The sequence below is a fragment of the Dactylosporangium sp. CA-139114 genome (genome assembly GCF_050955725.1).
Lineage (GTDB): Bacteria > Actinomycetota > Actinomycetes > Mycobacteriales > Micromonosporaceae > Dactylosporangium.
The window spans coordinates 7,071,086-7,096,603 of record NZ_CP192080.1 but is presented as its reverse complement, the minus strand read 5'-3'; the positions used below and the strand labels follow the sequence as shown (position 1 = coordinate 7,096,603).

At 74.2% G+C, this 25,518-nt stretch carries 19 protein-coding genes and 6 tRNA genes; 16 read left to right on the top strand and 9 right to left on the bottom strand.

The features are described 5' to 3' along the window. Positions 1–327 precede the first annotated feature (327 nt). The gene (locus ACQP2P_RS31720) at positions 328–2,166 is read right to left on the bottom strand and encodes an ABC transporter ATP-binding protein (protein ID WP_433619341.1); all 1,839 of its coding nucleotides are present in this window, start codon (positions 2,164–2,166) and stop codon (positions 328–330) included. Positions 2,167–2,471: 305 nt separating this feature from the next. Here ACQP2P_RS31720 and cbiM point away from each other — a divergent pair, with 305 nt between their 5' ends. From cbiM to ACQP2P_RS31700, 4 genes are all read left to right on the top strand, one after another. Beyond that, positions 2,472–3,539 (top strand): cobalt transporter CbiM, encoded by a 1,068-nt coding sequence (gene cbiM, locus ACQP2P_RS31715; RefSeq protein WP_433607042.1) that lies wholly within the window; start codon positions 2,472–2,474, stop codon positions 3,537–3,539. Continuing rightward, the gene (gene cbiQ / locus ACQP2P_RS31710) at positions 3,536–4,465 is read left to right on the top strand and encodes a cobalt ECF transporter T component CbiQ (RefSeq protein ID WP_433607040.1); all 930 of its coding nucleotides are present in this window, start codon (positions 3,536–3,538) and stop codon (positions 4,463–4,465) included. The genes cbiM and cbiQ overlap by 4 nt, the downstream gene beginning before the upstream one ends. Further along, positions 4,462–5,223 (top strand): energy-coupling factor ABC transporter ATP-binding protein, encoded by a 762-nt coding sequence (locus ACQP2P_RS31705; RefSeq protein WP_433607038.1) that lies wholly within the window; start codon positions 4,462–4,464, stop codon positions 5,221–5,223. The genes cbiQ and ACQP2P_RS31705 overlap by 4 nt, the downstream gene beginning before the upstream one ends. A gap of 208 nt (positions 5,224–5,431) precedes the next feature. Next, positions 5,432–6,481, top strand: a complete 1,050-nt coding sequence (locus ACQP2P_RS31700) for a GrpB family protein (RefSeq protein ID WP_433607036.1) — start codon at positions 5,432–5,434, stop codon at positions 6,479–6,481. A 46-nt stretch (positions 6,482–6,527) separates the two neighbouring features. Here the strand turns inward: ACQP2P_RS31700 and ACQP2P_RS31695 are convergent, their stop codons facing one another. From ACQP2P_RS31695 to ACQP2P_RS31685, 3 genes are all read right to left on the bottom strand, one after another. Then, on the bottom strand, positions 6,528–7,973 hold the full coding sequence (locus ACQP2P_RS31695) for a hypothetical protein (protein WP_433607034.1): 1,446 nt from the start codon (positions 7,971–7,973) through the stop codon (positions 6,528–6,530). A 67-nt stretch (positions 7,974–8,040) separates the two neighbouring features. Further along, on the bottom strand, positions 8,041–8,706 hold the full coding sequence (locus ACQP2P_RS31690; RefSeq protein ID WP_433607032.1) for a response regulator: 666 nt from the start codon (positions 8,704–8,706) through the stop codon (positions 8,041–8,043). Further along, entirely contained in the window at positions 8,703–9,818 is a 1,116-nt protein-coding gene (locus tag ACQP2P_RS31685; RefSeq protein ID WP_433607030.1) for a sensor histidine kinase, read from the bottom strand. Before ACQP2P_RS31685 ends, ACQP2P_RS31690 begins: the two co-directional genes overlap by 4 nt. A 277-nt stretch (positions 9,819–10,095) precedes the next feature. Here ACQP2P_RS31685 and ACQP2P_RS31680 point away from each other — a divergent pair. The 7 genes from ACQP2P_RS31680 (at position 10,096) to ACQP2P_RS31650 (ending at position 11,125) form a co-directional block, all read left to right on the top strand. After that, a tRNA-Trp gene (locus ACQP2P_RS31680) sits at positions 10,096–10,168 on the top strand. Positions 10,169–10,256: 88 nt separating this feature from the next. After that, positions 10,257–10,331: transfer RNA gene (locus ACQP2P_RS31675), tRNA-Glu, on the top strand. 1 nt (position 10,332) lies between these two features. Further along, positions 10,333–10,404 (top strand) — tRNA-Gly (locus ACQP2P_RS31670). 23 nt (positions 10,405–10,427) lie between these two features. Beyond that, positions 10,428–10,499, top strand: a tRNA-Gly gene (locus ACQP2P_RS31665). A gap of 35 nt (positions 10,500–10,534) precedes the next feature. Then, positions 10,535–10,606 (top strand) — tRNA-Gln (locus tag ACQP2P_RS31660). 48 nt (positions 10,607–10,654) lie between these two features. Continuing rightward, positions 10,655–10,727, top strand: a tRNA-Leu gene (locus tag ACQP2P_RS31655). Positions 10,728–10,771: 44 nt separating this feature from the next. After that, the gene (locus tag ACQP2P_RS31650; protein ID WP_433607028.1) at positions 10,772–11,125 is read left to right on the top strand and encodes a hypothetical protein; all 354 of its coding nucleotides are present in this window, start codon (positions 10,772–10,774) and stop codon (positions 11,123–11,125) included. A gap of 375 nt (positions 11,126–11,500) precedes the next feature. Here the strand turns inward: ACQP2P_RS31650 and ACQP2P_RS31645 are convergent, their stop codons facing one another. Further along, positions 11,501–11,890, bottom strand: coding sequence for a PPOX class F420-dependent oxidoreductase (locus tag ACQP2P_RS31645; protein ID WP_433607026.1), 390 nt, complete (start codon positions 11,888–11,890; stop codon positions 11,501–11,503). A gap of 384 nt (positions 11,891–12,274) precedes the next feature. Next, positions 12,275–12,670 carry a pilus assembly protein CpaE gene (locus ACQP2P_RS31640; protein WP_433607024.1) on the bottom strand — a complete coding sequence of 132 codons (396 nt, stop codon included), beginning with the start codon at positions 12,668–12,670 and terminating at the stop codon, positions 12,275–12,277. A 427-nt stretch (positions 12,671–13,097) separates the two neighbouring features. Between ACQP2P_RS31640 and ACQP2P_RS31635 the strand changes: the two genes are divergently transcribed. Continuing rightward, positions 13,098–13,724, top strand: a complete 627-nt coding sequence (locus ACQP2P_RS31635; protein WP_433607022.1) for an NAD-dependent epimerase/dehydratase family protein — start codon at positions 13,098–13,100, stop codon at positions 13,722–13,724. 94 nt (positions 13,725–13,818) lie between these two features. After that, positions 13,819–14,952, top strand: a complete 1,134-nt coding sequence (locus ACQP2P_RS31630; protein ID WP_433607020.1) for an FAD-dependent oxidoreductase — start codon at positions 13,819–13,821, stop codon at positions 14,950–14,952. 31 nt (positions 14,953–14,983) lie between these two features. Here ACQP2P_RS31630 and ACQP2P_RS31625 read toward each other — a convergent pair whose 3' ends face one another. Both ACQP2P_RS31625 and ACQP2P_RS31620 read right to left on the bottom strand, forming a co-directional pair. After that, complete coding sequence (locus ACQP2P_RS31625) at positions 14,984–15,991, bottom strand: hypothetical protein (RefSeq protein WP_433607018.1); 1,008 nt, start codon at positions 15,989–15,991, stop codon at positions 14,984–14,986. Next, complete coding sequence (locus tag ACQP2P_RS31620) at positions 15,970–18,810, bottom strand: CHAT domain-containing protein (RefSeq protein WP_433607016.1); 2,841 nt, start codon at positions 18,808–18,810, stop codon at positions 15,970–15,972. The genes ACQP2P_RS31625 and ACQP2P_RS31620 overlap by 22 nt, the downstream gene beginning before the upstream one ends. Before the next feature lie 80 nt (positions 18,811–18,890). Between ACQP2P_RS31620 and ACQP2P_RS31615 the strand changes: the two genes are divergently transcribed. Together ACQP2P_RS31615 and ACQP2P_RS31610 are read left to right on the top strand one after the other, a co-directional pair. Beyond that, entirely contained in the window at positions 18,891–21,716 is a 2,826-nt protein-coding gene (locus tag ACQP2P_RS31615) for a glycoside hydrolase family 2 TIM barrel-domain containing protein (protein WP_433607014.1), read from the top strand. A gap of 364 nt (positions 21,717–22,080) precedes the next feature. Then, complete coding sequence (locus ACQP2P_RS31610) at positions 22,081–23,061, top strand: hypothetical protein (RefSeq protein WP_433607012.1); 981 nt, start codon at positions 22,081–22,083, stop codon at positions 23,059–23,061. Between the two features lie 39 nt (positions 23,062–23,100). Here ACQP2P_RS31610 and ACQP2P_RS31605 read toward each other — a convergent pair whose 3' ends face one another. After that, positions 23,101–23,661: an NUDIX hydrolase gene (locus ACQP2P_RS31605; RefSeq protein WP_433607010.1), complete on the bottom strand. Its 561-nt coding sequence runs from the start codon at positions 23,659–23,661 to the stop codon at positions 23,101–23,103. A gap of 341 nt (positions 23,662–24,002) precedes the next feature. Between ACQP2P_RS31605 and ACQP2P_RS31600 the strand changes: the two genes are divergently transcribed. Beyond that, a complete protein-coding gene (locus ACQP2P_RS31600; protein WP_433607008.1) occupies positions 24,003–25,391 on the top strand; it encodes a DUF1996 domain-containing protein in 1,389 nt (462 codons plus the stop codon). Positions 25,392–25,518: the final 127 nt, after the last annotated feature.

The window sequence follows — 25,518 nt, the reverse complement described above, 5'->3', positions numbered from 1 at the left end:
AAACCGCGAGGCCGGCGCAAATCGGCGGAGACGCGGCGACCACCCCGGCCGGGGCTGTCCGACCGCCGCCGTATCATCAACGTCAATCCATAGTGGACCGAACGCAACCAGCCACTCGTAGTGCGCGCCACGGGCAATGTGCGAATGCGCATCGGGCACTGCGCGCCACGGGCAATGTGCGAATGCGCACCGCGCTCCGCGACCAAGACGAGCTGCCCGAGTGAACGATCCGGGCCGTGCGCACGTGCGTTGCGCGGTGCGTGCAATGCCGACCGCGTGAGTGAACGGTCCCGGACTGCGCGCGGCGGAACACGAGCTCGGTGAGGGTCAGGCCAGGTAGCCCGCGGCCTGGAGACGGAACAGCTCGCTGTAGCGGCCGCCCGCGTCGATCAGGTCGTCGTGGGTGCCCTGCTCGACGACGCGGCCGTGGTGCAGGACGTAGATGCGGTCCGCGTGCCGGACGTTCGCCAGGCGATGCGTGATGAGCAGCGTCGTCAGCCGCCCCTGCCGGTCGCGGATCGCCTGGAACAGGGCGTCCTCCGCGCGCGGGTCCAGCGCCGACGACGGCTCGTCCATGATGAGCAGGTCCGCGGTGCGCAAGAAGCCGCGTGCCGCCGTGATGCGCTGCCACTGCCCGCCCGAGAGGTCCTGGCCGTTGGCGAAGGTGCGGTCCAGGAGCGTCTCGTAGCCGTGCGGCAACTCGGCGATCATCTCGTGCGCGGCCGCCCGGACCGCCGCGGCCTCGATCCGCGGCTGGGACGGCTCGGCCGCGGCGTCGCCGATGGCGATGTTCGTCGCGGCGGTGAACGGCCACTTGTGGTACTCCTGCGTCACCACGGCGATGCGCGCCTGCAGCGCCGCGGTGTCCCACGCGGGCAGCGCGCGGCCGTTCCACTCGATCGCGCCCGCGTCGGGCGTGCGCAGCCCCGCGATCATCGAGGCCAGCGTGGTCTTGCCGGAGCCGTTCTCGCCCACGAACGCGACGGTCTGCCCGGCGTACACCGTGAGCGACACGTCATCGACGGCCGGCGTGTCGCGGTCCGGGTAGGCCAGGCGCACCCCGCGCACGTCGAGTCGTCGCAGTGTGTCCGGTTCGCCGCGGTTCTCGACACCGTCGTGCGGCAGGTACTGCTCCGCCCGGTCCATGAACCCGGTGTAGTCGCCGAAATGCCGGCCGTCGGTGTAGATCCGGTCGATCTGCAGCGTCACGGTCGTGAGCGAACGCTGCGCGGTCTGCACGGCGATGACGCACGTGGCCGCGGCCGCGATCGGGATCTGCCCGCGCATGAGCAGCACCCCGAGCAGCGTGTAGACGCCGACGGTGGCGATGCCGCCGATGACCGATCCGACGCTCGTGGTCGTCGTGACCCGCCGGGCCAGGGCGAGCTGGATGTCGGTCTCGGCGCCCATCACGCGGTCGTACTGGTCGAGCAGGAACCGCCGCAGCCCGTAGGAGCGCAGCTCGGTCGCCGAGTCGCGTTCGGCCATGAGCCGGTGCAGCAGCCACAGCCGCCGGCGGCGCACCGAGCCCGCGATGAAGGTCTGGTACCGCTGGTGCCCCGCCCGCAGCGACGCCCACGCGTTCGGCACGGTCGCCACGAGCAGCGCGAGCAGCAGCAGCGGATGGATGACGATCACGGCGGCGGCCACGGCGAGCAGCCCGGCCAGCCCGGCGAGCAGGTTCATGGCGCCCTGCACGAGCCCGACCGCCGAGTCGGTGCCGCGCGAGGCGCGCTCCATGTCGTCGGCGAACGCGTCCGCGTCGAACGCGTCCAGCCGCACGGCGGTGGTCACCTCGAACAGTGAGCGTTCGACCTCCCGGTCGACCCGCGGCGTGAGCCCGTTCTGCGCGTACCCGGACGCGATCCCGAGCGCCGCCCGCAGCCCGGTCACGGCGGCCAGCGTGGCGAGCGCCGGCAGCGCCGCGGAGACCCGCTGCGGCGTCGGCCCGCCCGCGAACAGCTCCACCAGCACCTGCCGGGTCGCGAGCAGCCCGAACGACGCGAACACGCCGGAGCCGACGGTCGCGACGCCGACGAGCAGGGTCCGGGCCCGGTCGGCCCGCCAGCTGAGCCGGACGGCGGCGGCGAGCAGGCGGGGCAGCTCGGCGAAGACCGCCCAGGTGCCGGCCTCGGCCCGGGCCCGGGCCCCGCTCTCCCACCACATCGCCCGCAGCTCGGGCAGCACCGAGTCGGCGGGTCCGGCCTGGCGCGGCACGGTCCGGTCCCGGGTGTCGGTCGAGTCCTCGGCGCTGGGTGCGACCACGGCGAGCCTCCGTCCGTCGACATCCGACGATGCCTGACGGCGGGGGTCGTGGACAAGTCTCTCAACCTGAAGGGTGCCGTTGTTCATCTGTTCATGCATGAGGGGCACGCTGCGAGGGTGAAAGCGGCCGGGCGCCGCGCAGTGGAGTGGCTCACGCACCTCGTTCGCTATTGCAAACTACTTGCGATAGCGGAAGACTGCTCATCGTGCACATTCCCGACGGGTACCTGAGCCCGCAGACCAGCATGGTGTTCGGCGTGGCGATGCTGCCGCTGTGGTGGCAGTCGGCCGCGCGCGTCAAGAAGGTCGTCAAGAGCCGGTACGTGCCGCTGGTCGCGCTCGGCGCCGCGTTCTCGTTCGTGGTGATGATGTTCAACATCCCCATCCCCGACGGCACGACCGCGCACGCCGTCGGCGGCGGGCTCATCGCGATCCTGCTGGGACCGTGGGCCGCGTGCATCGCCGTGTCCATAGCCCTGCTGATCCAGGCGCTCTTCTTCGGAGACGGCGGCATCCTCGCGTTCCCCGCGAACGCCTTCAACATGGCGGTCGTCCTGCCGTTCGTCAGCTACGGGGTGTACCGCCTGCTGACCCGCAACGCCGCCCTGACCTCCCGCCGCCGGATGTGGGCCGCGGTCGCCGGCGCCTACGTCGGGCTCAACGCGTCCGCCCTGGCCACGGCGGTCGAGTTCGGCATCCAGCCCGACCTGTTCCACAAGGCCGACGGCACCCCGCTCTACGCGCCGTTCCACCTCTCCCAGGCGATCCCCGCGATGATGCTCGCCCACCTGCTCATCGCCGGGTTCGTCGAGGGCGTGCTCACCGGGGGAGTGGTCGCCTACCTGCAGCGCGCCAACGTGCCGCTGCTGCGCATCAACGCCCCCGAGGTGCCGCTCACCGAGGCCGAGGTGCGGCGCAAGCCGGTCTCCCCGGTGCGCGCCGCGCTCGTCACGCTCGGGATCATGGCCCTGATCAGCCCGCTCGGCCTGCTCGCGCCCGGCGGGGCGTTCGGCGAGGACGCGCCCGAGGACCTCGACCTGGGCAAGTACGGGCTCAGCGCCGTGCCGTCGGGCCTCGCCAAGTACACCGACTTCTGGGGCAGCACGCTCCTGCCCGGCTACGGGGACGGGAGCTGGTGGCAGTACATCCTCAGCGCCTTGATCGGCGTGGCCGTCGTCGCGGCCCTGGTCTTCGGCGTCACCTGGCTCATCGGGCGGCTGCGCGGGGGAGAGCGGGAAGCGGCCGACCTCGACACGCCGCCGGTGCGGCCATGACCGCCCCGGCCTCGACCTCGGCGCCCGCCTGGCTGCTGCAGCCCGAGGTCGGACTGTGCCCGTGCGGCTGCATCGGCCGGCGGCGCAAGGGCAGCTTCGTCGGCAAGACCCTCGCCGGCGCGTCCGGCGTGCTGCGGCAGGCGATCTTCTCCGAGGACGTCGCCGCCGCCAGGGGCCCGCTGCAGCGCCTCGACCCGCGGGTCAAGCTGCTGTCGATGATCGGGCTGCTCATCGCCGTCGCCCTCGTGCACTCGCTGCCCGTCCTCGCCGGCGCCTACGTGGCCACCGTCGCGCTCGCTGTCGCCTCCGGCCTGTCGCTCGGGTACTTCGTCAAGCGCGTCTGGCTGTTCATCCCGATCTTCACCGGCATCGTGGTGCTCCCCGCGACCCTCTCCGTCGTCACCCCCGGTGACGTACTGCTGCCGCTGTGGCACTGGCACGGCCACACCCACGGCGTCACGGAGCAGGGCCTGCACGGCGCCGGGATCATCATCGCCCGCGTCGCGACCTCGATCTCCCTCGTCGTGCTGCTCACCCTGACCACGCCGTGGGCCCGGCTCCTGGCCGCCCTGCGCGCCCTCGGCGTCCCGAAGATCTTCGTGCTCATCATCGGGATGGCGTACCGCTACCTGTTCCTCCTGCTCGACGCGGTCGACGACATGTACACCGCCCGCAAGGCCCGCACCCTCGTGGCCGACGACGGCCGCCGCCAGACGAAGGCCGGCCGCGCGTTCGTGGCGGCCGGCGCCGGTACGCTCTTCGGCAAGGCTCACCAGCTCTCCGAGGAGGTGCACCAGGCGATGACCGCCCGCGGCTACACCGGCGACGCCCGCACCCTGCACGGCTTCCGGCTCTCGCCCCTCGACGGCTGGTTCGTGGCCGGCGCCGCGCTCTTCGCCGCGGCGCTGCTGGTGGCCGGCCGATGAGCGTGGTGTTCGACTGCCACGAGATCCGCTATCGGTACCTCGAGCGCTTCCCCGCCCTCGACGGCGTGAGCCTGCAGGTCAACGCGGGCGAGACCGTGGCCCTGCTCGGCGCCAACGGCTGCGGCAAGTCGACGCTGCTCAAGCTCCTCGACGGCCTGCTGTTCGCCGAGAGCGGCACGTTCACCGCCTTCGGCGAGGAGGTCACCGAGGACAAACTCGAGGACGAGCAGTTCAACCACGGCTTCCGCGCCCGCGTCGGCTTCGTGTTCCAGAACTCCGACGCGCAGGTGTTCTCCCCGTCGGTACGGGAGGAGATCGCCTTCGGCTGCCTGCAGCTGGGCCTGGACCGAGCGACCGCCGCCCAGCGCGTCGACGACGTCCTGGCCATGCTCGACATCACCGACCTCGCCGACCGCGCCCCGTTCCAGCTGTCGGGCGGCCAGAAGAAGCGCGTCGCGATCGCCTCGGTCCTCGTCATGAACCCCGAGGTCCTGCTCTTCGACGAGCCGACCGCGGCCCTGGACCCGCGCACGCAGTTCTGGCTGATCGAGCTCCTGGAGCAACTCCGATCGGCCGGCAAGACCATCGTCCTGGCGACGCACGATCTGGACTCCCTGCCGTCACTGGCCGACCGCTGCGTAGTCTTCGGCGAACACCATCAGGTCCTGGCCGACGCCCCGACGCCGACCATCCTGGACGACCGCGACCTGCTGCTGACGGCGAACCTGATCCACGCCCGGTCACCGTCGCGCACCTAGTCACCCGCCGACGGCCTCGGCTGGCGCGGCCTCTTCCTCGTCGCGATGTTCACGTCGCCGCGGTACCCACGCTTCCGCTCAGCCGCTCCTCCCGCCCCGCCGCATCCCGGTGCGCTTCAGCCGCACGCCTTCCCCGCGTCCCTTGCCTAGCCGCCCACCCACCCGGCCTCGGGACCCTCCACCCGGTTTATCGCCGCAACGTCCGATTTTGCGCCTCATTTCGCGAATTGCGTCATTTGGCAGTTTTCGCTCCACCGCGGCCCTCAGCTCGAGCCGAATTCGGGCAGACTGTCGCACCATGAGCATCGAGGTCCACGCCTACGACCCCGCCTGGCCGAGCTTCGCCGCGGCCGCGATCACCGAACTGCAGACCGCGCACCCGGGCGTCTTCACCGTCATCGAGCACCTCGGCAGCACCGCGGTGCCCGGCCTGCCGGCCAAACCGGTGATCGACCTCATGGCCGCCGTCGACACCCTGGCCGCCGTACCCGACCCCGGCCTCGGCTACACGCTCATCGAAACCGGCATGCCGGAGCGCCTCTTCTACCGCCGTGAGCCGACCCCCGCACCCGCGCGTGTCGAAAACGACTCCGAAGCCAAGCCCACGCCGGCGCCGACTCCCGCTTTCCTGCCTGCGCCCGCGTCCGTGCCCGCGTCGGCGTCCGTGCCTGCGCCGGTGTCCGTGCCGACATCCTCGAGGTCCGCCGTGGCCGCCGCCGATCCCGCCGCCCGACCCGCGACGGCCTCAGCGCTCCCGGCGCCGGCCGACCACCGCGACGACCGACCCGCCGCCTCCGAACCCGCCGGCCAACCCGCAACACCCGCCGGCCAACCCGCAACCGCCGCAGCCCCCACCCAGCGGGCCGCCGAACCAGGCAACGCCGAGTCAAACGCCGCCGAATCCAACAACGCCGAACCGGGCAACGCCGAACCGGGCAACGCCGAGCCCGGTAAGGCCCGGCGCGGCAAAGCCGAGGCCGCGGAGCGGCAGCACCCCGATCCGGCCGAGCGCCCCGCCGTCCACCTGCACATCGTGACCACCGAATCCTGGCCCACCCGCAACGAGCGACTCCTCCGAGACCACCTCCTGCGCCACCCTGCCGCCCGCGACGAGTACGGCCGCCTCAAGCAGTCCCTCGCCGCCACCAACCCCGACGGCGACACCTACACCCGCGCGAAGACCGACCTCATCCAGCGCCTCGTCGACGCGGCCCGGACCGAACGAGGCCTCCCGCTCCAACCCGTCTGGGAAACGTGACGGCGGGCACCTCGGTCGGCGCCGTTCCGTTCCAATCAACCGTAACCTACTGAGACAAGTTCACGTTTCGGCGATCACCCAGCGCGAACTCGGGCGACGCACGGTAGTGGACCGCGGCCCACCCGAGCGTCACGGTGAGCACCGCGACCGCACCCAGGAAGCCCCGGTCCAGCGCGCCGTCCGCTTGGCCCAGCAGGCCGAACACCGTGTGCGCGGCGAGCGCCCCGGTGCACGCCGCGATCAGGTGCGCCCGCGTCCACCCGGGCGCGGCGCTCCACCGGCGCATGCGGTACACGAGCAGCACCACGATCGCCGTCGCGCCCGCCATCGGCAGCAGCGCCCACGTGCCGTGGGTGAACAGCGGCTGCCGCGCACCGCCGAAGGGCCAGGCGAGGCCGAAGAAGAGCAGCGCGGCGCCGCCGGTGGTCAGGGCCACGGCCAGGGGGCGCGGTGGTCGCAGCGCATCCGCCGGGCGCAGGTGTACGCGCAGTGCCACCCCGCCCGCCCCCAGCGCGACGGCCGCGAAGCCGAGCACCGCGCCCAGCGGCAGCGTGTAGCCCGGGTCCTCCGACGGCGGCACCGCCAGCCGCACGAGCCCGGCCCCGGCCAGCGCGATCAGCCCGGTCGCGATCAGGCCGCCGCGGCGCAGGTACGGCCGGGTGCCGTGGCCGGGGAAGCACAGCTCGACGAGCACGACCGGGATCGTGACGCTGAAGACCGCGTGGTAGACGAGGTTCAGCAGCGTGTAGTCCGTGTTCAGGCCGAACAGCCGCGGTGCCCAGTCCGCCGCGTGGTACAGGTGCGGGCTGGTCAGGCTCTGCAGCACCAGACCCTCCTCGACCACCCCGTAGGCGACGCCCATCAGCAGCAGGTTCGCGTAGCCGCCGCCGGTGCGCCGCACGATCTCGCGCAGGAAGAGCGCGCCGCCGCCGTACAGCGGGGCGAACACGAGCAGGACCCACGCCGTGCGCAGCGGGATCGTGCCCAGGGTGAGCTCGGCGACGAGCGGCGCGACGAGCACGAGCAGCCACGCGGCCCGGCGGTTGCGGGGCCGCTCGTCCGGCACGGCCGGGAACGCCGAGCGCACCACGGGCCGGTTCACCGCCACGATCAACGATGCCAACAGCAGCAGTTGTACCGTCTGGACGCCCCGCATCCACCCGGGGTACTCGCCGCTCAGCAACAGGTACGCCACCGCGACGAACCCCGCCGCGGAGATGATCCGCACCCGCCGGTACCCCCGCGCGACCCCGGCGAGCAGCTGCCGCGTCACCCACACGTAGAGCACCGCGAGCGCCAGGACCGGGACCGGCCGTGTCCACAATGTACGGTCGAGCGCGGCCGGGTCGGCGCCGGGGTGCCGCGCCTGCTGGTAGATCAGCACGTCGTGGCGGAAGACGAGTGTGAGCAGGGCGAAGAGGGCGCTCATCGACAGGCTGGCGACGAGCAGGCCCACGACGAGCCGGATCGCCTTGCGCTGCTTGGGATCCATGCCGTCGACGTTAGGCCGGGCGGCGTCGGCCGGCGTCGGACCACGGACCGGTCTTTCGCCTCAGTCCTCAGGATGAGGGGCGCGGCCTGACCAGTCCGAGGTCGTAGGCGAGCACCACCGCCTGCACCCGGTCGCGGACCCCGAGCTTGCGCAGGATCGCCGACACGTGCGTCTTCACCGTCGCCTCGGTCACCACCAGCCGCGACGCGATCTCCGCGTTGGCCGAGCCGCGCGCCAGCAGCCCCAGCACCTCCCGCTCCCGCTCGGTCAGCTGGGCGAGGACCCCGACCGGGGCCGGCGGCGTCGTGTCCGTGGCCACGAACCGGTCCAGCAGCCGCCGCGTCGCCGTCGGCGCCAGCAGCGCCTCCCCGCGCGCCACGACCCGGATCGCCTCCACCAGCTCCGCCGGCCGGACGTCCTTGAGCAGGAACCCGCTCGCCCCCGCGCGCAGGGCGGCGTAGAGCGTCTCGTCGAGGTCGTACGTCGTGAGGATGATGACCCGCGGCGCCGGCCCGGCCGCCGTCAGCCGCCCGGTCGCCGTGACCCCGTCCATGCCCGGCATCCGCACGTCCATGAGCACCACGTCCGGCGCCGTCTGCGCGGCGAGCCGCACCGCCTCCGCGCCGTCGCCGGCCTCCCCGACGACCTCGAGGTCGTCGCGCGCCTCGATGATCATCCGGAATCCGGAGCGGACGAGCGCCTGGTCGTCCGCGATGAGCACCCTGATCGTCACGCCGCTCCTCCCGATGCCTCGCCGACCGGCAGCCGCGCCTCCACCCGGAACCCGCCGTCCGGATGCGGCCCCGCGCTGAACGCCCCGCCGAGCAGGCTCGCCCGCTCCCGCATGCCCGCCAGCCCCTGCCCGCTGCCGCGGTTCGCCGACGGGGAGGCTCCCGCGTTGCCGTCATCCTGCACCTGTACCACCAGTGCCTCCCCATCGATCCGAACCCGGACGACCGCCTTGGAACCCTGCGCGTGGCGCAACGCGTTCGTGAGCGCCTCCTGCACGATCCGGTACGCCCCGAGCTGCACGGCCGCGGGCACCGGACCCGAGCCCTCCCGCACCACCTCGACCGCCAGCCCCGCCCCGCGCACCGACTCCGCCAGCCGCTCGAGGTCGTCCAGCGACGGCTGCGGCGAGCCCTCGGCGCCGTCCTCGTCGCGCACGGTACGCAGGAACCACCGCAGCTCGGCGAGGGCTTGGCGCCCGGCTTCCTCGGTGCGCCGCAGCGCCTCCCGCGCCTTGGCCGGGTTCACCTCGAAGACGTCGTCGGCCGCGGCCGCCTGCACCACCATCACCGACACCGTGTGCGAGAGCACGTCGTGCAGCTCCCGCGCGATGCGCGCCCGCTCCTGCAGGGCCGCCTGCCGCCGCTCCGCCACCCGCCGCGCCCCGCGCGCCCGCGCCTGCGCGCCCCAGCTCCACGCGAGCAGGCACGCCACGAGCCACAGACCGGCCGGCAGCCACCGCTGCTGGACCAGCGCCGGCCCGGACACGGCCACCGCGGCGAGCCCGAGCATCCACAGCGACTCCGCGGCCGGGCGCATCCACGCGTACGTGCACAGCACGACGAACGCGACCCCCGGCCCGAACGCCGGAAAGAGCACCTGAAACCCGGCGCCGGCCGCGAGCACGATCGCCGCCGCACCGCGCGGCCGCGCATCGAGCCAGAACAGCGCCGCCGCCTGTACCGCCATCAGCCCGACGGCCACGATCCGCGCCGCCGCCGCCCCGAGCGCCGCCGGCTCGAACGACAGCATCGGCAACGACACGGCCACCGAGCCGATCACGAGCAGCCGGCGCCACTTCGGTGCCAGCCGCGCCGTGTACCCGTCGCCCCCCATGCCGAGCACCTTACGCAGTTATTCCGTTGCCCGCCCCGGGCCACGGTGCGTATCGTCGTCCATGGAAGCGAACGAGGCACACACACCGAGAGGCCGCAGCGATGACGACGTGGACGGGAACCGAGGCCGGGCAGCGGCAGCTGCTGGGTGCCGGCCTGCTCGCGGTCGCTGAGTGGCCGGGACGGTGGCGAGCGTAGAGCTCGAACGAGAGCCGCTCTCAGCCGCCCGCCCCGCACAGGGACCGGGCGGCTTTTTCGTACCGCTTTTCGTACCGCAGAGGGGCGTAGCTCAACTGGCTGAGCATCGGTCTCCAAAACCGGCGGTTGCAGGTTCGAATCCTGTCGCCCCTGCGCAACGCTGTTCGTTGACAACTCCACAGCGGATGGATCTCGTGACGTCCCGGCGCCTCGGCTCCGGGGCGAGGCGCGGGATTTGCTTGGCGGGTTCGGCCAGCGGTCAGGCCGCCGCGTTCTCAGCGCGGAGACAGGGGTTCGACTCCCCTACTCGCTACCAGGCCATCGGGGTGTCCACGGTGACATGCTTGGCTTCCACCCAAGAGTAGCGGGTTCGACTCCCGCCGATGGTTCGAGGAGCGCGGGACGCTCCTGTGTGGACGTGGCGCAGCGGTAGCGCATCGCCTTGCCAAGGCGAAGGCCGCGGGTTCGAATCCCGTCGTCCACTCGTCGTGCGCCGGCCCGGAGTCCGGCCGGCGCCGTTGGGGATTGGCGTAACCGGCAGCATGGCTGGCTCTGCACCAGCCGGTCCAGGTTCGAATCCCGGGTCCCCAGCGGATTCGGGGCTCGAGTCCCCGCTTGTCCACGCGGCACGGCACACCCGCCCGGGTAGCCCAAAGGGAGAGGCCGTCGGCTCAGACCCGACGTGTTGGGGGTTCGAATCCCTCCCCGGGTACCGAGCATCCATCCACTGTGGAGCGTCGCCGGGAAAGGGCACCCATGCACAAGCTACGCACGCTGCACCTCGGCCAACGGGACTTTCTGTGGCGCGCCGCGGTCTGGTACGTCCCGGTCGTCGGCGCGGAACCGCACCGCACGGTTCGCGTCCGCGTGTGGGGCGGCGGCAAGAACGGCCGCGTGCTGCAGGCGCACCTACAGCCCGCGGAGCCGGACGACTCGTGCTTCGCGACGCCGAAGGACGTGCGCGCGATCGTCGAGTACGCGCTCGAGCACGGCTGGCGCCCCGAGGCGCGCGGCGGCATGTTCGTCGTGCGCGGCACGCTCGCACCCCGCGGCACGCCGTTCCCGGCCGAGGTCGTGGCGGCCGCAACGGAAGCGGTCGCCGCGGGCTGAGCGCACGGCCGCCCAGCCGGGTTCGTGCGGTCGTAGAGGGCGCTGCGTGCGGCGAGGCCGAGCGCGGCCGGTCTGGTCGGGTTCGTGCGTCGTCGGGGGGTGCTGTGCGCGGCGAGGCTGAGCGCGGCCGGTCTGGTCGGGTTCGTGCGGTCGTCGGGCGGTGCTGTGCGCGGGGAGGCTGAGCGAGGTCGGCCGGTCGGGTTCGTGCGGTCGTCGGGGGCGTTGCGCGCGGCGAGGCTGAGCGCTGCTGGTCCGGTCGGATTCGTGCAGTCGTCGGGGGGCGTTGCGCGCGGCGAGGTAGTGCGCGGCCGGGTCGTGTGCGGTCGGGGGGACCGCACCGGCCCGGCCGCGGTTGCGGTGGGGGTTGGGCGGCGGTCACTGACCGGTAATGTGCTCCGGCTCGATGGTCACCAGGAGGCGGACCTGGTCGCGGCCGCCGAACCACGGGTACGGCCCGCCGAGGTATCGCTGGGACAGCACCTCGATGTGCTCGGCCGCCCCCTCCTCGGTGACGGCGATGACGCGCCCGCGGACCTGGAAGTATCGCCGCGACTCGTCCGGGTCGCCGATCGCCACGGCGACGCGCACGTCGCGCTCGATGTTGCGCACCTTCTGGTGCCCGCGGACGGTGTTGATCAGGACATGCTTGCCGTCGGTGTCGGCCCAGGTCTGGGTGATCTGCGGCGAGCCGTCAGGCATGAGCGTGGTCAGATAGCAGAGACTGTTGCGCTCCAGCAGGTCGCGCAGCCCATCGGGAAGATCCACGCGGCCAAGGCTACTCGCCACCCGCGCACCCCGCCGCGCATCCCACGCCCAGCCCACCCAGCGGCACCGCCCATCCCGCGCTCATCCCGCGCGGCGCAGGATCGCTCATGCCGCACGCAGCACGCGCAGCCCGCGCACCGGTGCCGCTCATCACGCGCGCAGTGTGTGCAGCAGTGCCGTTCAGCCCGCGCGCAGCCTGTGCAGCAGTGGGCCGTTCAGACCGCGCGCAGCCCGCGCACCGGTGCCGCTCGTCGCGCGCGCGGCATGTGCAGCGGTGCCGTTCAGCCCGCGCGCAGCCTGTGCAGAAGTCGGCCGTTCAGCCTGTGCGCAGGCTGTGCAGCAGTGGGCCGTTCAGACCGCGTGCAACGCGCGCAGCAGTGTCGCTCATGTCGTGCGTAGCACGCGCAGTAGGGCCAGGGCGTACGCGTCCTCGGGTGAGGCGCCGAACGAGTCCGCCCGGTCCGCCACGGCGACGCGCCAGCCGTCGCCGGAACGTTCCAGGGCCCGGAAGCCGGGGCCGAGCAGTTCGCGCAGCTGGTGTTCGTGCGGCAGCCAGACGGCCTCGTCCCGCTCGACGTCGTCCAGCGCCCACTCGGTGGTGCCGTTGAAGCCGATGACCGCCTCGCCGCCGGGCAGGTCGTGCAGCTGGACGATCATGTCGCTGAGGACGAAGGCCTGGTCGTCCAGGCCGCGGTCCGGGATGGCGAAGCGGTCGCCCGGGGCGGGGCGCCACCGCAGGCCGGCCTCGCGCAGCTCGATGGCCAGTTCGACGCTGATCACGATTCCATGGTGCCGCAGATGCCGCGATGCCGGGCGGGCCGAGGTCCCGTAGGGTCGGGGCATGATCGTGATCACCGGGGCGGCCGGGGGAGTCGCGGGGCGGCTGCGGCTCGACGGAGACGTGCGGCGCACCGACCTCCCGGCACGGAACCGGAGCGGGCGAGGGGACGACCTCGCGGCACGGAACGGGAACGGCCCAGGGGACGGGAGCGGGCCGGGGGACGGGAACGGCCCAGGGCACGAGAGCGGGCCGGGGGACGGGAACGGCCCAGGGCACGAGAGCGGGCCGGGGGACGGGAGCGGGCCGGGGGACGGGAGCGGGCCAGGGGACGGGAGCGGGCCGGGGGACGGGAGCGCGCCATGGGACGGGAATGCGCCGGGCGACGCGAGCGCGCCATGGGACGGGAGCGCGGCAGAAGGCGAGTTCGTGGCCGGGGACCTCGCCGACGCCGGGTTCGCCCGTGACGTCATCGCCGGGGCCGACGCGGTGGTGCATCTCGCCGGCAACGCCGACCCGAACACGCCGTGGGCGGGACTGCGCGTGCCGAACGCCGACGTCGTCGCGAACGTGCTCGATGCCGCCGTGGCCCACGGGGTGCGGCGGGTGGTGCTGGCGTCCTCGCTGCACGCGATGGCCGGGCACGTCGACGCCGGGAGGAGCTTCGTGGCGGAGGACCTGCCGCCGTACGCCTGCTGCCCCTATGGCGCCGGCAAGGTCCTCGGCGAACAGCTGGCCCGCTGCTACGCCGACGTGTGGGGCCTGTCGACGGTGTGCCTGCGGCTGGGCGGCGTGGCCGAGCGCCCGCCCGCGGCGAGCTGGCGCGGCGGCTGGCTGAGCCCCGGCGACCTGAACCGCCTGGTCGCGGCGGCGCTCGCGGTGGATGTGGGCTTCGGGGTGTACCACGGCGTCTCCGCGAACACCCCGCGCGTGTACGGCTGCACCCTGCCCGGCTACACCCCGGTGGACGACTCCGCCGCGTTCGGCGACCTCCCCGACGACCTGACCCCGCCGTCGAAGGACCGTCCCCGCTGGGGCATCGCGCACCGCAGTTGAAACGCCGCGCAGGCGCAGCGCCGGGTGTGCAGGTGTCGGGGAGGTTCGGTGCACGGACGCGGATTCGCGCGCCCCGCGGCCTAGCGTCGGGGACGTGCGGAGCATCGATGTGCTGGTGGTAGGGGCGGGGCTCGCGGGGCTGCACGTCGCGCGGCTGCTCGCCCGGCAGGGGCTCGACGTCGTGGTCGTCGACAAGCGCCGGTCCCTCGCGGCCGGGGTCCGCACGACCGGGATCTTCGTGCGGCGCACGCTCGAGGATTTCCCGCTGCCCGAGCACCTGCTCGGGCCCGGGGTGCGGGACGTGGTGCTCTACCCGCCGTCCCGGCGGCGGCCGGTCCGGCTCACCAGCGACCGCGACGAGTACCGGGTGGCCGACATGCCCGGCGTGTACGAGTACGCGCGGCGGGAGGCGGAGGCGGCGGGCGCCACGGTCTGGCTCGGGACGCGGTACGACGGGTCCGTGCACGGCCTGGTCCGCCTGCACGGGCGGGAGCCGGTGCGCGCGCGGTTCCTCGTCGGCGCGGACGGCGCCCGTTCCCGGGTCGCCCGGGACCTCGGGCTCGACGTCAACCGGCGGATGCTGGTCGGGGCCGAGATCGTCCATCCGGTCGCCGGGCCGGGCCGGACGCCGACGTTCCACTGTGTGCTCGACCCGCGGGTCGCACCCGGGTACCTCGGCTGGGTCATCGACGACGGGCGGCACGCGCACGTCGGCGTGGCCGGGTACGCGCGGCTGATGGACAGGGGGGTCCGGCACCTGCTCGACGAGTTCGCGGGCGACGCGCCCGGGCGGGCGGAGCCGGCGGGGCCGGTGCAGCGGCGGGGCGGGCCGATTCCCGTCGGCGGGGTGCTGCGGCGGCTGGCGTGCCCGGGTGGGCTGCTCGTCGGTGACGCCGCCGGGGCCGTGTCGCCGTTGACCGCGGGCGGGCTCGATCCCTGCCTGCGGCTGTCGGAGCTGGCCGCGGCGGTCGCCGGCGCGTATGTGCGCAGCGGGGACGAGGGGGCGCTGCGACGGTACGACGGCGGCGTGCTGCGATCCCGGTTCCGGGGGCGGCTGCTGCTGCGGCGGGCGTTCGGCGGGCTGCGTTCGGCGGCGCTGGTGGAGGCGGCGGTCGCGGGGACGCGGGGCCGGGCCGGGCGGGCGGCGGCGGCCCGGGTGCTGTTCGGGGACGGGTCGTTCCCGGACGTCGGGCCGCTGCCGCGGCTGACCCGCCCGGCGCAGGGGTGAACGCCGCCGGGCGGGACGGCGGCGGACGGGGTCAGGACATGGCGGCCAGGCGCTGCTCGAAGTACGACGTCCGGGCCCCGGCCTCGAGGACCCGGGCGAGCTCGGCCGCCTCCCGCCACTGCCGGCGCGCGCGGCCCCGATGGCCGGCCGCCTCGTCGAGCGCGGCGATGCGCGCGTGGACCTCGGCCTGGGCCAGGCGCGACGCGGTGTCCTCGGGGTCGAGGACCGCGCGGCGGCGCCGGCTGGCGAGGGCGAGGCGGTAGAGGTCGCGCGCGAGGGCGGGGTCGCCGGTGTCGCGCAGCCAGTCGCCGAGGCGCTCGCGGGACTCGGCGAGGTCGCGGTGCAGGGCGCCGGTGCGCGGGAAGCGCTGCACGAGCGCCTCGGTGACCTCGGCCGAGCGTTCGAGATGGCCGCGGACCTCCTCCGGCCGGGCGTTCGCGAGCGCGTAGTCGGCCTGCCGCCGCAACGCGGTGGCCAGGTCCCGCTGCGCGTCGACGCTGCCGGTGTCGTCGTCGGCGAGCCGCTGCGCGAGGGTCAACGCGCCCGCGAAGTGCCCGGCGGCGCAGGCCAGGTCGCCGGCGCGCAGGTCCATGTCGCCGAGGCGCCAGGACGACCGCAGCAGCCTGCGCTGGAAGCCGGTGTTGCCCGGGTCCGCGTCGGTGAGCCGGTCCGCGATCGCCGCCGCCTCCATCGTGAGGTCGCGGAAGTGCTCGGCGTCGAGGTCCGCGAGCGCGTACAGGCAGTCGAACAGGTTCGACAGCAGCGAGGCGTCGTCCGGGTCGCCGGAGGCGAGCTGCCGCCAGATGCCGAGCGCCTCCTCCAGCAACGGCCGGGCCTGTTCGGGTTCGGCCGTTTCGGCGACGGTACCGAGGCAGACCGCCAGATCCCACTGCAACGACCCCTGCTGCGGGTCGGCCGCGGCCAGCTCGCGGCGGATGCGCAGCGACTCGGCGGCCGCCGTGCGGGCCCGGTCCGGGTCGGAGTCGTCCAGCGCGACGCGCACGAGCTTGAGCTGGCTCAGGCCGACGTTGCGCCGCAACTGCAGGTCGTCGGGGTCGGCCGCGGCGAGCCGGGTGTCGATCTCCAGCGCGCGCTCGTAGGCGCGGCGGGCGTCGGCGAGGCGGCCGAGGCGGTGCAGCAGCCGGCCCTGGCTGTCGAGGGCGGCGCTGAGCGAGACCTGCGCGCCGGCGTCGCCGGGCTCCGCCTTGGCGGCGCGGCCGGTGATCGCGACCGCCTCCTCGCCCTTCTCCGCGGCCGCGGCGGTGCTGCCGGTGCCTCGAGGGCGTCGCGCTCGCGGGTGAGCAGCGACAGGTACGCCGGATGCCGGGCCGGCAGCCGCTCGGTCACGTCGCCGAGGAACGCCGCGACCGACACCTCGCCGGAGAGCTTCGCCATCACCGCGCCGGCGAAGTCGGCGAGCTCGTCGCCGCTGAGGTGGTAGACCCCTTCGAGCGCGGTCGCGAAGTCCGCGCGGCCCGCGTCGACCAGCCGCCGGCACGCGGCCGCCGCCCGTGCGTGCCGTTCGGCCAGCCGGTCGCCCTGCGCCTTCGTGAGCGCCTCGCGCAGCCACGGCTCGACGACCGCGCCGTCCTCGGACACGCGCACGAGGGTCAGGTCGCGGAGCCGATCGAGGTGCGCGGCGACCGCCGCGGTGTCCTCGGTGGACGGTTCGCGGCCGAGCGTGGCGAAGGCGAGGTCCTCGGTGCTCATCGCGATCCGGGACACCGCCAGCAGCAGCAGCGTCTCGCGGGCGGCGGCGCCGGCGAGGTCGAGCAGCTCGGTCAGCAGCACGTCCTGCGCGCCGAGCGCGACGGCCTGGCGGGCGGCCTCGGACGCGCCCGCGCGTTCGAACTGCTCGTTGCTGCTCAGTGTGCGCAGGCGCTCGGTCACCTCCGGCAGCCGCGCGCCGCCGTGCAGCAGCGCGTCGACGAACTCGACGAGCCGCGGGTGCCCGCCGACCGTCTCCATGATGAGCGTCATGTCCCCGGTGGACAGCTCGCGCAGGCCGGGCAGGCGCAGCATGAGCCGGACCAGCTCGGCGTCGCCGAGCGGGCCGACGTCCACACGCGACAGTGCGGGCGCTCCCGGCACCGGATAACGGCTCGTCACCAGGATCTTGCCGCGCTCGGCGGCCGCGGCGAGCGTCGCGAACACCTCGCCGAAGCCCGGGTCGGCGAACGCGTCACCGCCGACGGTCAGATTCTGCTCGAAATCGTCGAAGACGAGCAGGATCCGCCGCGCGTGCAGGGCCTCGGCCAGCTCCCCGGGGTCGCGCGCGTCGACACCGGCCGCGGCGAGGTCCTCGAACAGCCGCGGCGGGTTCCACGCGCCGGCGTGCACGACGATCGCCCACGGGTCGGCGTCGTCGCGCAGCCGGCCCACCACCCGCCCCGCCAGCGCCGTCTTGCCGATCCCGGCCGGCCCGGTCAGCACGACGCCGTTGACCAGCGGGCCGGCGACGATCTCGTCCCGCAGCGTCTGGGTCACCACGCGCAGCAGCCCGCGCCGCCCGACCAGGTCCCCGAGCAGCAGCTCGCGCACGCCGGCGCCGGTCGGCAGATCCGTCGGATTTTCCAGGTGTACCGCGGGTGCCGCGCCGTCCCACAGGGGCCCGTCGGACGCGGCGAAGAGGGCCGGCACCGCGTATTCGGGGCGCTTCGGCGGCTGCGCCCCGGCCGTGGCCTCGAACAGCTCGGCGCGCGCCCGCGCCACGGCCGCGGCGACGGTCGCGTTGTCCTCGGCGAGCGCCCGGTACACGCCGGTGAGCAGGCGTGTGGCGTACCAGTCGGTGATCGACGTCTGCATCGCCAGCACCCGCTCGGCGCCGTGCCGCAGCAGGGTCACGGCCAGCCCGGCGTCGGCGTCGGCGGCCCCGCCGCAGCTGGACAGCACGATGAGCGGCAGCGGACGGCCGCCCCGGCGCAGCGCGCGCACAAGGTCCTCGGCGCGCACGTCGACCGCGTTGCCGTCGCGGTCCTCGAGCTCCACGCCGTACGGGGAGCCGTGCGCGGACAGGTGCAGCACGTGGTACGCGTCGCGGCGCAGCGCCTCGGCGATCTCCGCGACCCCGGCCACCTCCAGGATCGTGATCTCCGCGCGCCCGACGCCGCCGACGACCGACACGATCGCCTGCATCTCCGCCTCGACGTCCAGCGGCGGGTTGGCGGTCCGCTCGGGCGCCCCGACCGCCACGAGGATCTTCAGCGGCCCGGGTGACGCCGGATGCCTCGGTACGCGCACGCCGCTGACCGTCCGCGTCAGCCGCACCCCGTCGACGGCGACGAGCACCCGCTGGTCGGTGAGCCGCAGCAGTTCGAACGGCAGCTCGTGCGCGGGCCCGTCGGCCTCGACGACGACGTCGAGCACGGTGCCGGGGACGCCGGCGGTGAGCAGGACGGTCACGTAGTCCAGCGCGTCCGCGTCGAACAGCGCCCGGCTCAGCCGCTGCCCGAGCCGCGCCAGCCGCGCCTCGGCGTCGGGCAGGTCCAGCAGGTCCCACACCTCGTCCCGGCCGAACGGCAGCGGCTCGTCGCGCTCGCACACGAGCTCCCCGGCGAGCGTGACGGCGCACCGCACCCGGCTGCCCTCCACCGCCACGCCGAGCCGGAGCTCGTGCCGGGGCGTCTCGGCGGCGCGGCGCGCGCGCAGCCACGCGATCTCCTCGTCGCCGACCTTCACGATCGCGCGCCGCTCACCGCCCACCTCGAGCACCACGGCGTCGGCGTCGGCACCGTCGCGGGCCTCGAGCCGCGCGTCGAAGCCGGCCGCCCGGACCAGTATCCAGAGGTCCCGCACGGCGTCGGCGTGCGCCGCGGCGCCGGGCGCGTAGACGATCGTGACCGCAGCCGAGTCAGCCATGCGCGACATCATGACAGCCCCCGGATCCGCCCCGGCGCGCACACCGGCCCCGGCCGCGCGGGCGGGCGTACGGTGGCCGGGTGGAGTACCTGACCGGCTTCGGCCGCCCCATCGGCACCTGCGCGCCGCGCGCCGCGTTCGACACCGACGCGCCGCGCCTGAGCCTCAACGGGGTCTGGCGGTTCCGGCTCGCGCCCAGCGCGGCCGAGGCGGCCGACGGGTTCTGGGCGCCCGGTTTCGACGACTCCGGCTGGTCCCGGCTGCCGGTGCCGTCGAGCTGGCCGATGCACGGCCACGGCCGCCCGGCGTACACCAACGTCGTCTACCCGTTCCCGCTCGACCCGCCGCACGTGCCCACCGACAACCCGACCGGTGACCACCGCCTCGTCTTCGAGGTGCCGGCCGCGTTCGAGGGGCTCGGCGCCCGGCTGCGCTTCGACGGCGTCGACTCGTGCGGGCGGGTGTGGCTCAACGGCGTCGAGCTGGGCGTCACCCAGGGCAGTCGCCTGCCCGCCGAGTTCGACGTGACCGCGGCGCTGCGGCCCGGCGGCACCAACGTCCTGGCCGTGCGGGTGCACCAGTGGTCGGCCGGCAGCTACCTCGAAGACCAGGACATGTGGTGGCTGCCGGGCATCTTCCGCGACGTCACCCTGCTCGCCCGCCCCGCCGGCGGCGTCGACGACGTGTTCGTCCACGCGACCTTCGAGCCCGGCGGCCACGGCCGGCTGCGCGTCGACGGCCCGCCCGGCGCGACGGTGAGCATCCCCGCCCTCGGCCTGGCCGGCCTGCCGGCCGGGGTCGCGCACGACGCGGGCCCGGTCGAGCCGTGGACCGCCGAGACACCGCGCCTCTACGAGCTCGTCGTCGCCACCGCCACCGAGACGGCGACCCTGCGCGTCGGGTTCCGCACCGTGGCGATCACCGGCGGCATCCTCACCGTCAACGGCCGGCGGATCGTGCTGCGCGGCGTGAACCGGCACGAGTTCCACCCCGACCTCGGCCGGGTCGTGCCGATCGAGGTGGTCCGCGCCGAGCTGGAGCTCATGCGGCGCCACCACGTCAACGCGATCCGCACCAGCCACTACCCGCCGCACCCGGCCGTGCTCGACCTGTGCGACGAGCTCGGCTTCTGGGTCCTCGACGAATGCGACTACGAGACGCACGGCTTCGAGACGGTGGGCTGGCGCGGCAACCCCAGCGACGACCCGCGGTTCGCCGAGGCCTGCGTCGACCGGATGCGCCGGATGGTGGAGCGGGACAAGAACCACCCGTCGGTCATCATGTGGTCGCTGGGCAACGAGGCCGGCGTCGGCGCGAACCTCGGCCTGATGGCCGACTGGGCCCGCGAGCGCGACCCGGACCGGCCCCTGCACTACGAGGGCGACCGCGGCTGCGCGCACGTCGACGTCTACAGCCGCATGTACGCGACGCACGCCGAGGTCGACGCGATCGGCCGCGGCGAGGACCACGGGCCGCACCTGCCGTTCATCCTGTGCGAGTACGCGCACGCGATGGGCAACGGGCCGGGCGGCCTCGCCGAGTACGACGAGCTGTTCGACCGCCATCCGCGCTGCCAGGGCGGCTTCGTGTGGGAGTGGCTCGACCACGGCATCCGCCGCCCCGGCGGCGACTTCGCCTACGGGGGCGACTTCGGCGAGCCCCTGCACGACGGCAACTTCGTGATCGACGGGCTCGTCTTCCCGGACCGCACACCGTCGCCGGGGCTGACCGAGCTGGGCGCCGTGTACGCGCCGGTCCGCCTCGCCGTCCGGCCCGGCGAGGTGACGGTGCGCAACCGGTACGCCTTCCGCTCCCTCGGCGGCGCGGGCCTGCACTGGTCGGTGACGGTCGACGGGGTGCCCTCGGCCGAGGGGGCGGTGCGGCTGCCGGCGGTCGCGGCGGGGCAGACCGCGGTGGTGGCGCTGCCGCACGCCCCGGTGCCGCCCGGGACCGGCGAGGCCTGGCTCACGGTGCACGCCGTCGCCGCGGACGGGCTCGAGATCGGCAGCGGGCAGGTCCAGCTGCGCGCCGGTCCCGCCCCGGTCGCCGTCTCGATGCCGGCGCCCCGGCGGGAGGGCGGCGTGATCCGGTTCGGAGCGGCCGAGTTCGAGCCGGTGCACGGGCGGCTGACGCGGCTCGGGGACCTCGCGCTGCCGCGCGGGCCGGTCCTGGACGTCTGGCGCGCGCCGATCGACAACGACCGCCTCGGACCCGATCCGGTCGCCGGGCGCTGGCGCGCCGCGGGGCTGCACCGGATGACGCACCGGCTGCTCGGGATCGACCTCGCGCCCGATGCCGTGGTGGTCGCGACTCGCGTGGCGGCGGCGTCCTCGGATCGGGCGTTGCTGACGTGGTACACGTGGCGGCCCGTCGACCGGGGCGCCGAGCTGACCGTCCGCGTCGAGCCGACCGGCGGGTGGGACGTGCCGCTCCCGCGCCTCGGGGTCCGGCTGGAGCTGCCGCCGGACCTCGGCGACGTCAGCTGGTTCGGGGCGGGGCCGGGCGAGGCGTACCCGGATTCGCGGACCGCGGCGCTGATCGGGCGCTATCGGTCCACAGTGGACGACCTAGCCACGCCGTACGTGTATCCGCAGGAGAACGGCAACCGGGCCGACGCCCGGTGGCTCACGCTCACCGGGCCGGACGGCACGGGCCTGCGCGTCGAGGGTGCGCCGCGCATCGACTTCACCGCGCGGCGCTGGTCGACGCCGGACCTGGACGCGGCCCGCCACCGGGCGGACCTGGTGCCGGGCGACCGCATCCATCTGCACCTCGACCACGCGCACCATGGGCTGGGCAGCGCGGCCTGCGGGCCGGGGGTGCTGCCGCCGTATGTGCTGCGGGCGGAGCCGGCGACGTTCAGCGTGGTCTTCCGGGCGTTGCCCGGATCTCGCGGGCGGCGATGAGGGCCGGTGCTCGCGTCGGACGACTACGACCAGGGTGGTACCCGAACGTGACGACCCTGGTCCGACGACACCGCACCCTATCGGCTGACCGGGTCCGCGGTGGCGGCCTGGCGGAGCTCGGCCGGGCCGCGGGGCGACGAGGAACTGGTGCGGGTGCTCGGCTTCGGGGCCTTCACCGCGGTCTCGCGGCTCGCCGACCGGGTGGCGGTCGCCGCGTAGACCGCCGCGCCCCGCCGCGGGCGCGCGTAGCCGATGAGCGGATGGCCGATGCGCGGCGATCCGGGTGTTGTCGCCACAGCCGGCCGGGGAACCGTCGGGACGCCGGCCGCGTCCTACCGGGCGAGTCATCCGGAGATGGGGAGTCATGCGACGCTCGGCCGCGGCCGCGTTCACGCTGCTGGTCCTGACGATGTCCGCCTGTGCGGCGCGCAACCAGGCGCCGCCGGAGGTGAGCGCCTCCGCCGGGCCGGAGGTGGGCGCCTCCGCGGCGCCGGAGGGCTGGCGATGGGAGTCCTACGGCGGGATCGAGGTCGCCGTGCCTGGGAGCTGGGGCTGGGCCAACGGCAGCCAGCGGCTGCACGCGTGGTGCATCACGCGAGCGGACGAGCTCGCGCGGCCGGTGGTCGGGCGCCCCGGTGCGGTGGCCACGGTCGGCTGCTGGGTCGGGGGCTCACCCGACCCCATCACGCTGGTCCGCAAGACGGGGCAGCTGGTGACCTTCGACCGCACGAGCGAGCCGCCCGGCGTGCGGCAGGAGGGCGACCAGACGGTCGTACTCCGTGACGGTGTCATGATTACCGTCAACGCGCCCCAGGAGCTGCGGCAACGCATCGTCGGCACGATCCGCCGGGTGGACGTCGACAGCTACGGCTGCCCGGTCGAGCACCCGATCGGCCTCCACCCGCAGCAGCGGCCGCGCAAGCCGGTGGGCGTGGCGTCGCTGCGGGACGTGGCGAGCGTATCGGCCTGCAAGTACGAGGTCGCCGGGGGAGCCGGCAGTTCGAGCCCGCGCCTGGTCTCTTCGCTGCGACTGGACGGCTCCGCGGCTGCCGGGGCGGTCCGCGAGATCGCGAAGGCGCCGGTCGGCGGAGGCCCCGACGCCCCGCAGACCTGCTTGCCGGAGGTCTCCTACGGCGACGAGGCCATCGTCCTGCTCGTCCGGTCCGCCGCCGGCCCGACCGAGATCCTGCTGCGGTACGACGGATGCGACCACAACGGGTTCGACGACGGCGTCTCCGTCCGCACGCTGACCGCCGCCGCGGTGGCGCCTCTGATCGCCGGTCCCAACGTGGTGTTCAACTTCTCGGGACCGCAGGAGAAGGTGCCGATCCTGCGGCCGAGCTGACTGCGGACCGCCGGGTGCCGGGCGGGCACTCGCCCGGCGTCACGCCGCCGAGGTGAGCAGCCGGCCGGCCCGCGCGATCGTCTCGCGCAGGTTGGGCTCGGTGGCGAGGCCCAGCGCCTCGGCCACGGTGACCCAGCGCAGGGGCGCGTCGGGCTTCTCCGGCCGGGCCGCTTCGGGGCGGCCGGTGGCCAGCACGAACCGCACATCGGCGTGCTCGTGCGCCGGCTCGTCGCCCTTCGCGTTCACCGGCACCACGACGACGTGCACGATCTCGGCGCGGGCCGGATCGGGGTAGGGGACGAGGTCGGCGAGGCCGGTCTCCTCCTCGCCCTCGCGCAGCGCGACGGCGACCGGGTCGGTCTCGCCGGGGTCCCCGTGCCCGCCGACCTGCAGCCACGCCTCCTGCCGCGCGTGCCAGCGCAGCAGCACCCGCCCCGAGGCCGGGTCGACGATCAGCGCGGACGCGGTGACGTGCAGCGGGGTCGCCCGCGACCATACGTCACCGCCTCCGCCGAGCAACGCCCGCACCCGCGCGACGTCACGCTCCTCGTCGGCATCGGCGGGACGGTACGCGGCGATCAGCTCATGCAGCACGGCCAATCACCCTAGCGCCCGGCCGTCATGCCGGTGACAGGCGCCGGCACGCCTGCCGCGACCGGCTCGTCACCGCGGCCGGGCGGGACCTGAGCCGCTGCGCGTGATGGGGCTGCGCCACGGCGACGACGTTCTCGCCGCCCAGGAGCGCCGGTCGAGGGAGCGCTCTCCCCGGGTGTCCTGAATGAGAGTCTTGGGAGAGCGCTCTCCGATTCGGCGAACCGGGCACAAGGCCATTGACATGCGTCAAGTGCGGGGTCCACAGTGGGAACCTCACAGAGAGCGCTCTCTGGCAAGATCGGCCGGACTCCGCCCCCGGCCGACCCGCCGACCCCGGAGGATGCTTCATGACCACCCGACCCGCACGCGCGGGCCGATCCCGGCTGCGCACGATCACGTTCGGCGCCGCGGCCACCGCGCTCGTCGCCACCTTCATCACCGGCCTCGCACTGCGCTCCGCCGATGCCGCCGAGACCCCCATCTCCCAGGGCAAGCCCGCCACCGCCTCGTCGAGCGAGAACGGCGGCACCACCGCCGCGGCCGCCGTCGACGGCAACGCGGGCACCCGCTGGTCTAGCGCCTTCAGCGACCCGCAGTGGCTGCAGGTGGACCTGGGCTCGAGCGCCACCATCACCAAGGTGGTGCTCAGCTGGGAGGCGGCCTACGCCAAGGACTTCACCATCCAGACCTCGGCCGACGGCGCCGCCTGGACCACGATCAACACCACGGTGAACGGCACCGGCGGCACCCAGACGCTGACCGTGAGCGGCTCCGGCCGTTACGTGAAGCTCAACACGACCAAGCGGGCGACGCAGTACGGCGTGTCCCTGTGGGAGTTCCAGGTCTTCGGCACCGGCGGCAGCACCACCCCGCCGAGCAGCGGGGCCGGCTGGGTGACCATGGACCAGAACAAGTGGCAGGCCCAGGTGGCCGCGTTCAACGCGCTGCCGACGCACCCGGCGCCGGCCGACGCGGTGCGCGTCTCGGAGTTCAACGCGGCGTGCACCTACAGCCACTCGTTCAAGGACGACCCGATCGTCTTCCCCGGGCTGCCCGGTGCCTCGCACATGCACAGCTTCCTGGGCAACCGCAGCACCAACGCGAACACGACGACCGACACCCTGCTCAACAACAGCGCGTCGTCCTGCTCACCGGCGGGGGACCTGTCGGCGTACTGGATTCCGACGCTGTACGAGAACGGCGTGGCCGTCGAGCCCAGCGGCGTGACCGTGTACTACGGCTCGCGGCTGCCGGACCCGAGCGCGACGATGCCGTTCCCGCAGGGCTTCCGGATGATCTCGGGTGACGCCAAGCTCCAGGTGGCCACCCCGGCCGGCTCGCCCAACCAGTTCTGGTGCGCCGGAGCGGGCGGCGAGATCGGCCGCAGCACCGACGGCAACTGGCCGCGCTGCGCCCAGACCGCGTACCTCAACTACCAGCTCGTCTTCCCCGACTGCTGGGACGGCGTCCATCTGGACAGCCCGGACCACAAGTCGCACGTGGGCGGGGCGGTCAACGGCAAGTGCCAGGGCCAGTTCCCGGTCGCGATCCCGAACATCTCGTTCGTGATCGCGTACCCGACCCACGGCAGCGCCGCCGGCTTCACGCTGGCGTCGGGCATGGCGTCGTCGATCCACGGCGACTCGTTCCTCGCCTGGGACAACACGGCCATGGGCCAGCGGGTGAAGGACTGCGTCCGGCAGAAGGCCAAGTGCAACACGGCCGGCAACTTCTGAGCGAGCCCGGCAACTTCTGAGCGAGCACTGCAGGACGGTGTGCCGCCGGCCCGGACGCCGGCGGCACACCGCGCCCGGGAGCCCAGGTGCCGGTCGGCCGCGAGATTGCCCGGGGGCTTCACGGGTA

Coding starts and splice junctions, on each gene's coding strand:
- ACQP2P_RS31720 (WP_433619341.1), bottom strand. CDS start 2,166: ATGTGGTGGGAGAGCGGGGCCCGGGCCCGGGCCGAGGCCGGCACCTGG.
- cbiQ (WP_433607040.1), top strand. CDS start 3,536: ATGACCGCCCCGGCCTCGACCTCGGCGCCCGCCTGGCTGCTGCAGCCC.
- ACQP2P_RS31705 (WP_433607038.1), top strand. CDS start 4,462: ATGAGCGTGGTGTTCGACTGCCACGAGATCCGCTATCGGTACCTCGAG.
- ACQP2P_RS31695 (WP_433607034.1), bottom strand. CDS start 7,973: ATGGATCCCAAGCAGCGCAAGGCGATCCGGCTCGTCGTGGGCCTGCTC.
- ACQP2P_RS31685 (WP_433607030.1), bottom strand. CDS start 9,818: ATGGGGGGCGACGGGTACACGGCGCGGCTGGCACCGAAGTGGCGCCGG.
- ACQP2P_RS31650 (WP_433607028.1), top strand. CDS start 10,772: ATGCACAAGCTACGCACGCTGCACCTCGGCCAACGGGACTTTCTGTGG.
- ACQP2P_RS31620 (WP_433607016.1), bottom strand. CDS start 18,810: ATGGCTGACTCGGCTGCGGTCACGATCGTCTACGCGCCCGGCGCCGCG.
- ACQP2P_RS31610 (WP_433607012.1), top strand. CDS start 22,081: ATGCGACGCTCGGCCGCGGCCGCGTTCACGCTGCTGGTCCTGACGATG.
- ACQP2P_RS31600 (WP_433607008.1), top strand. CDS start 24,003: ATGACCACCCGACCCGCACGCGCGGGCCGATCCCGGCTGCGCACGATC.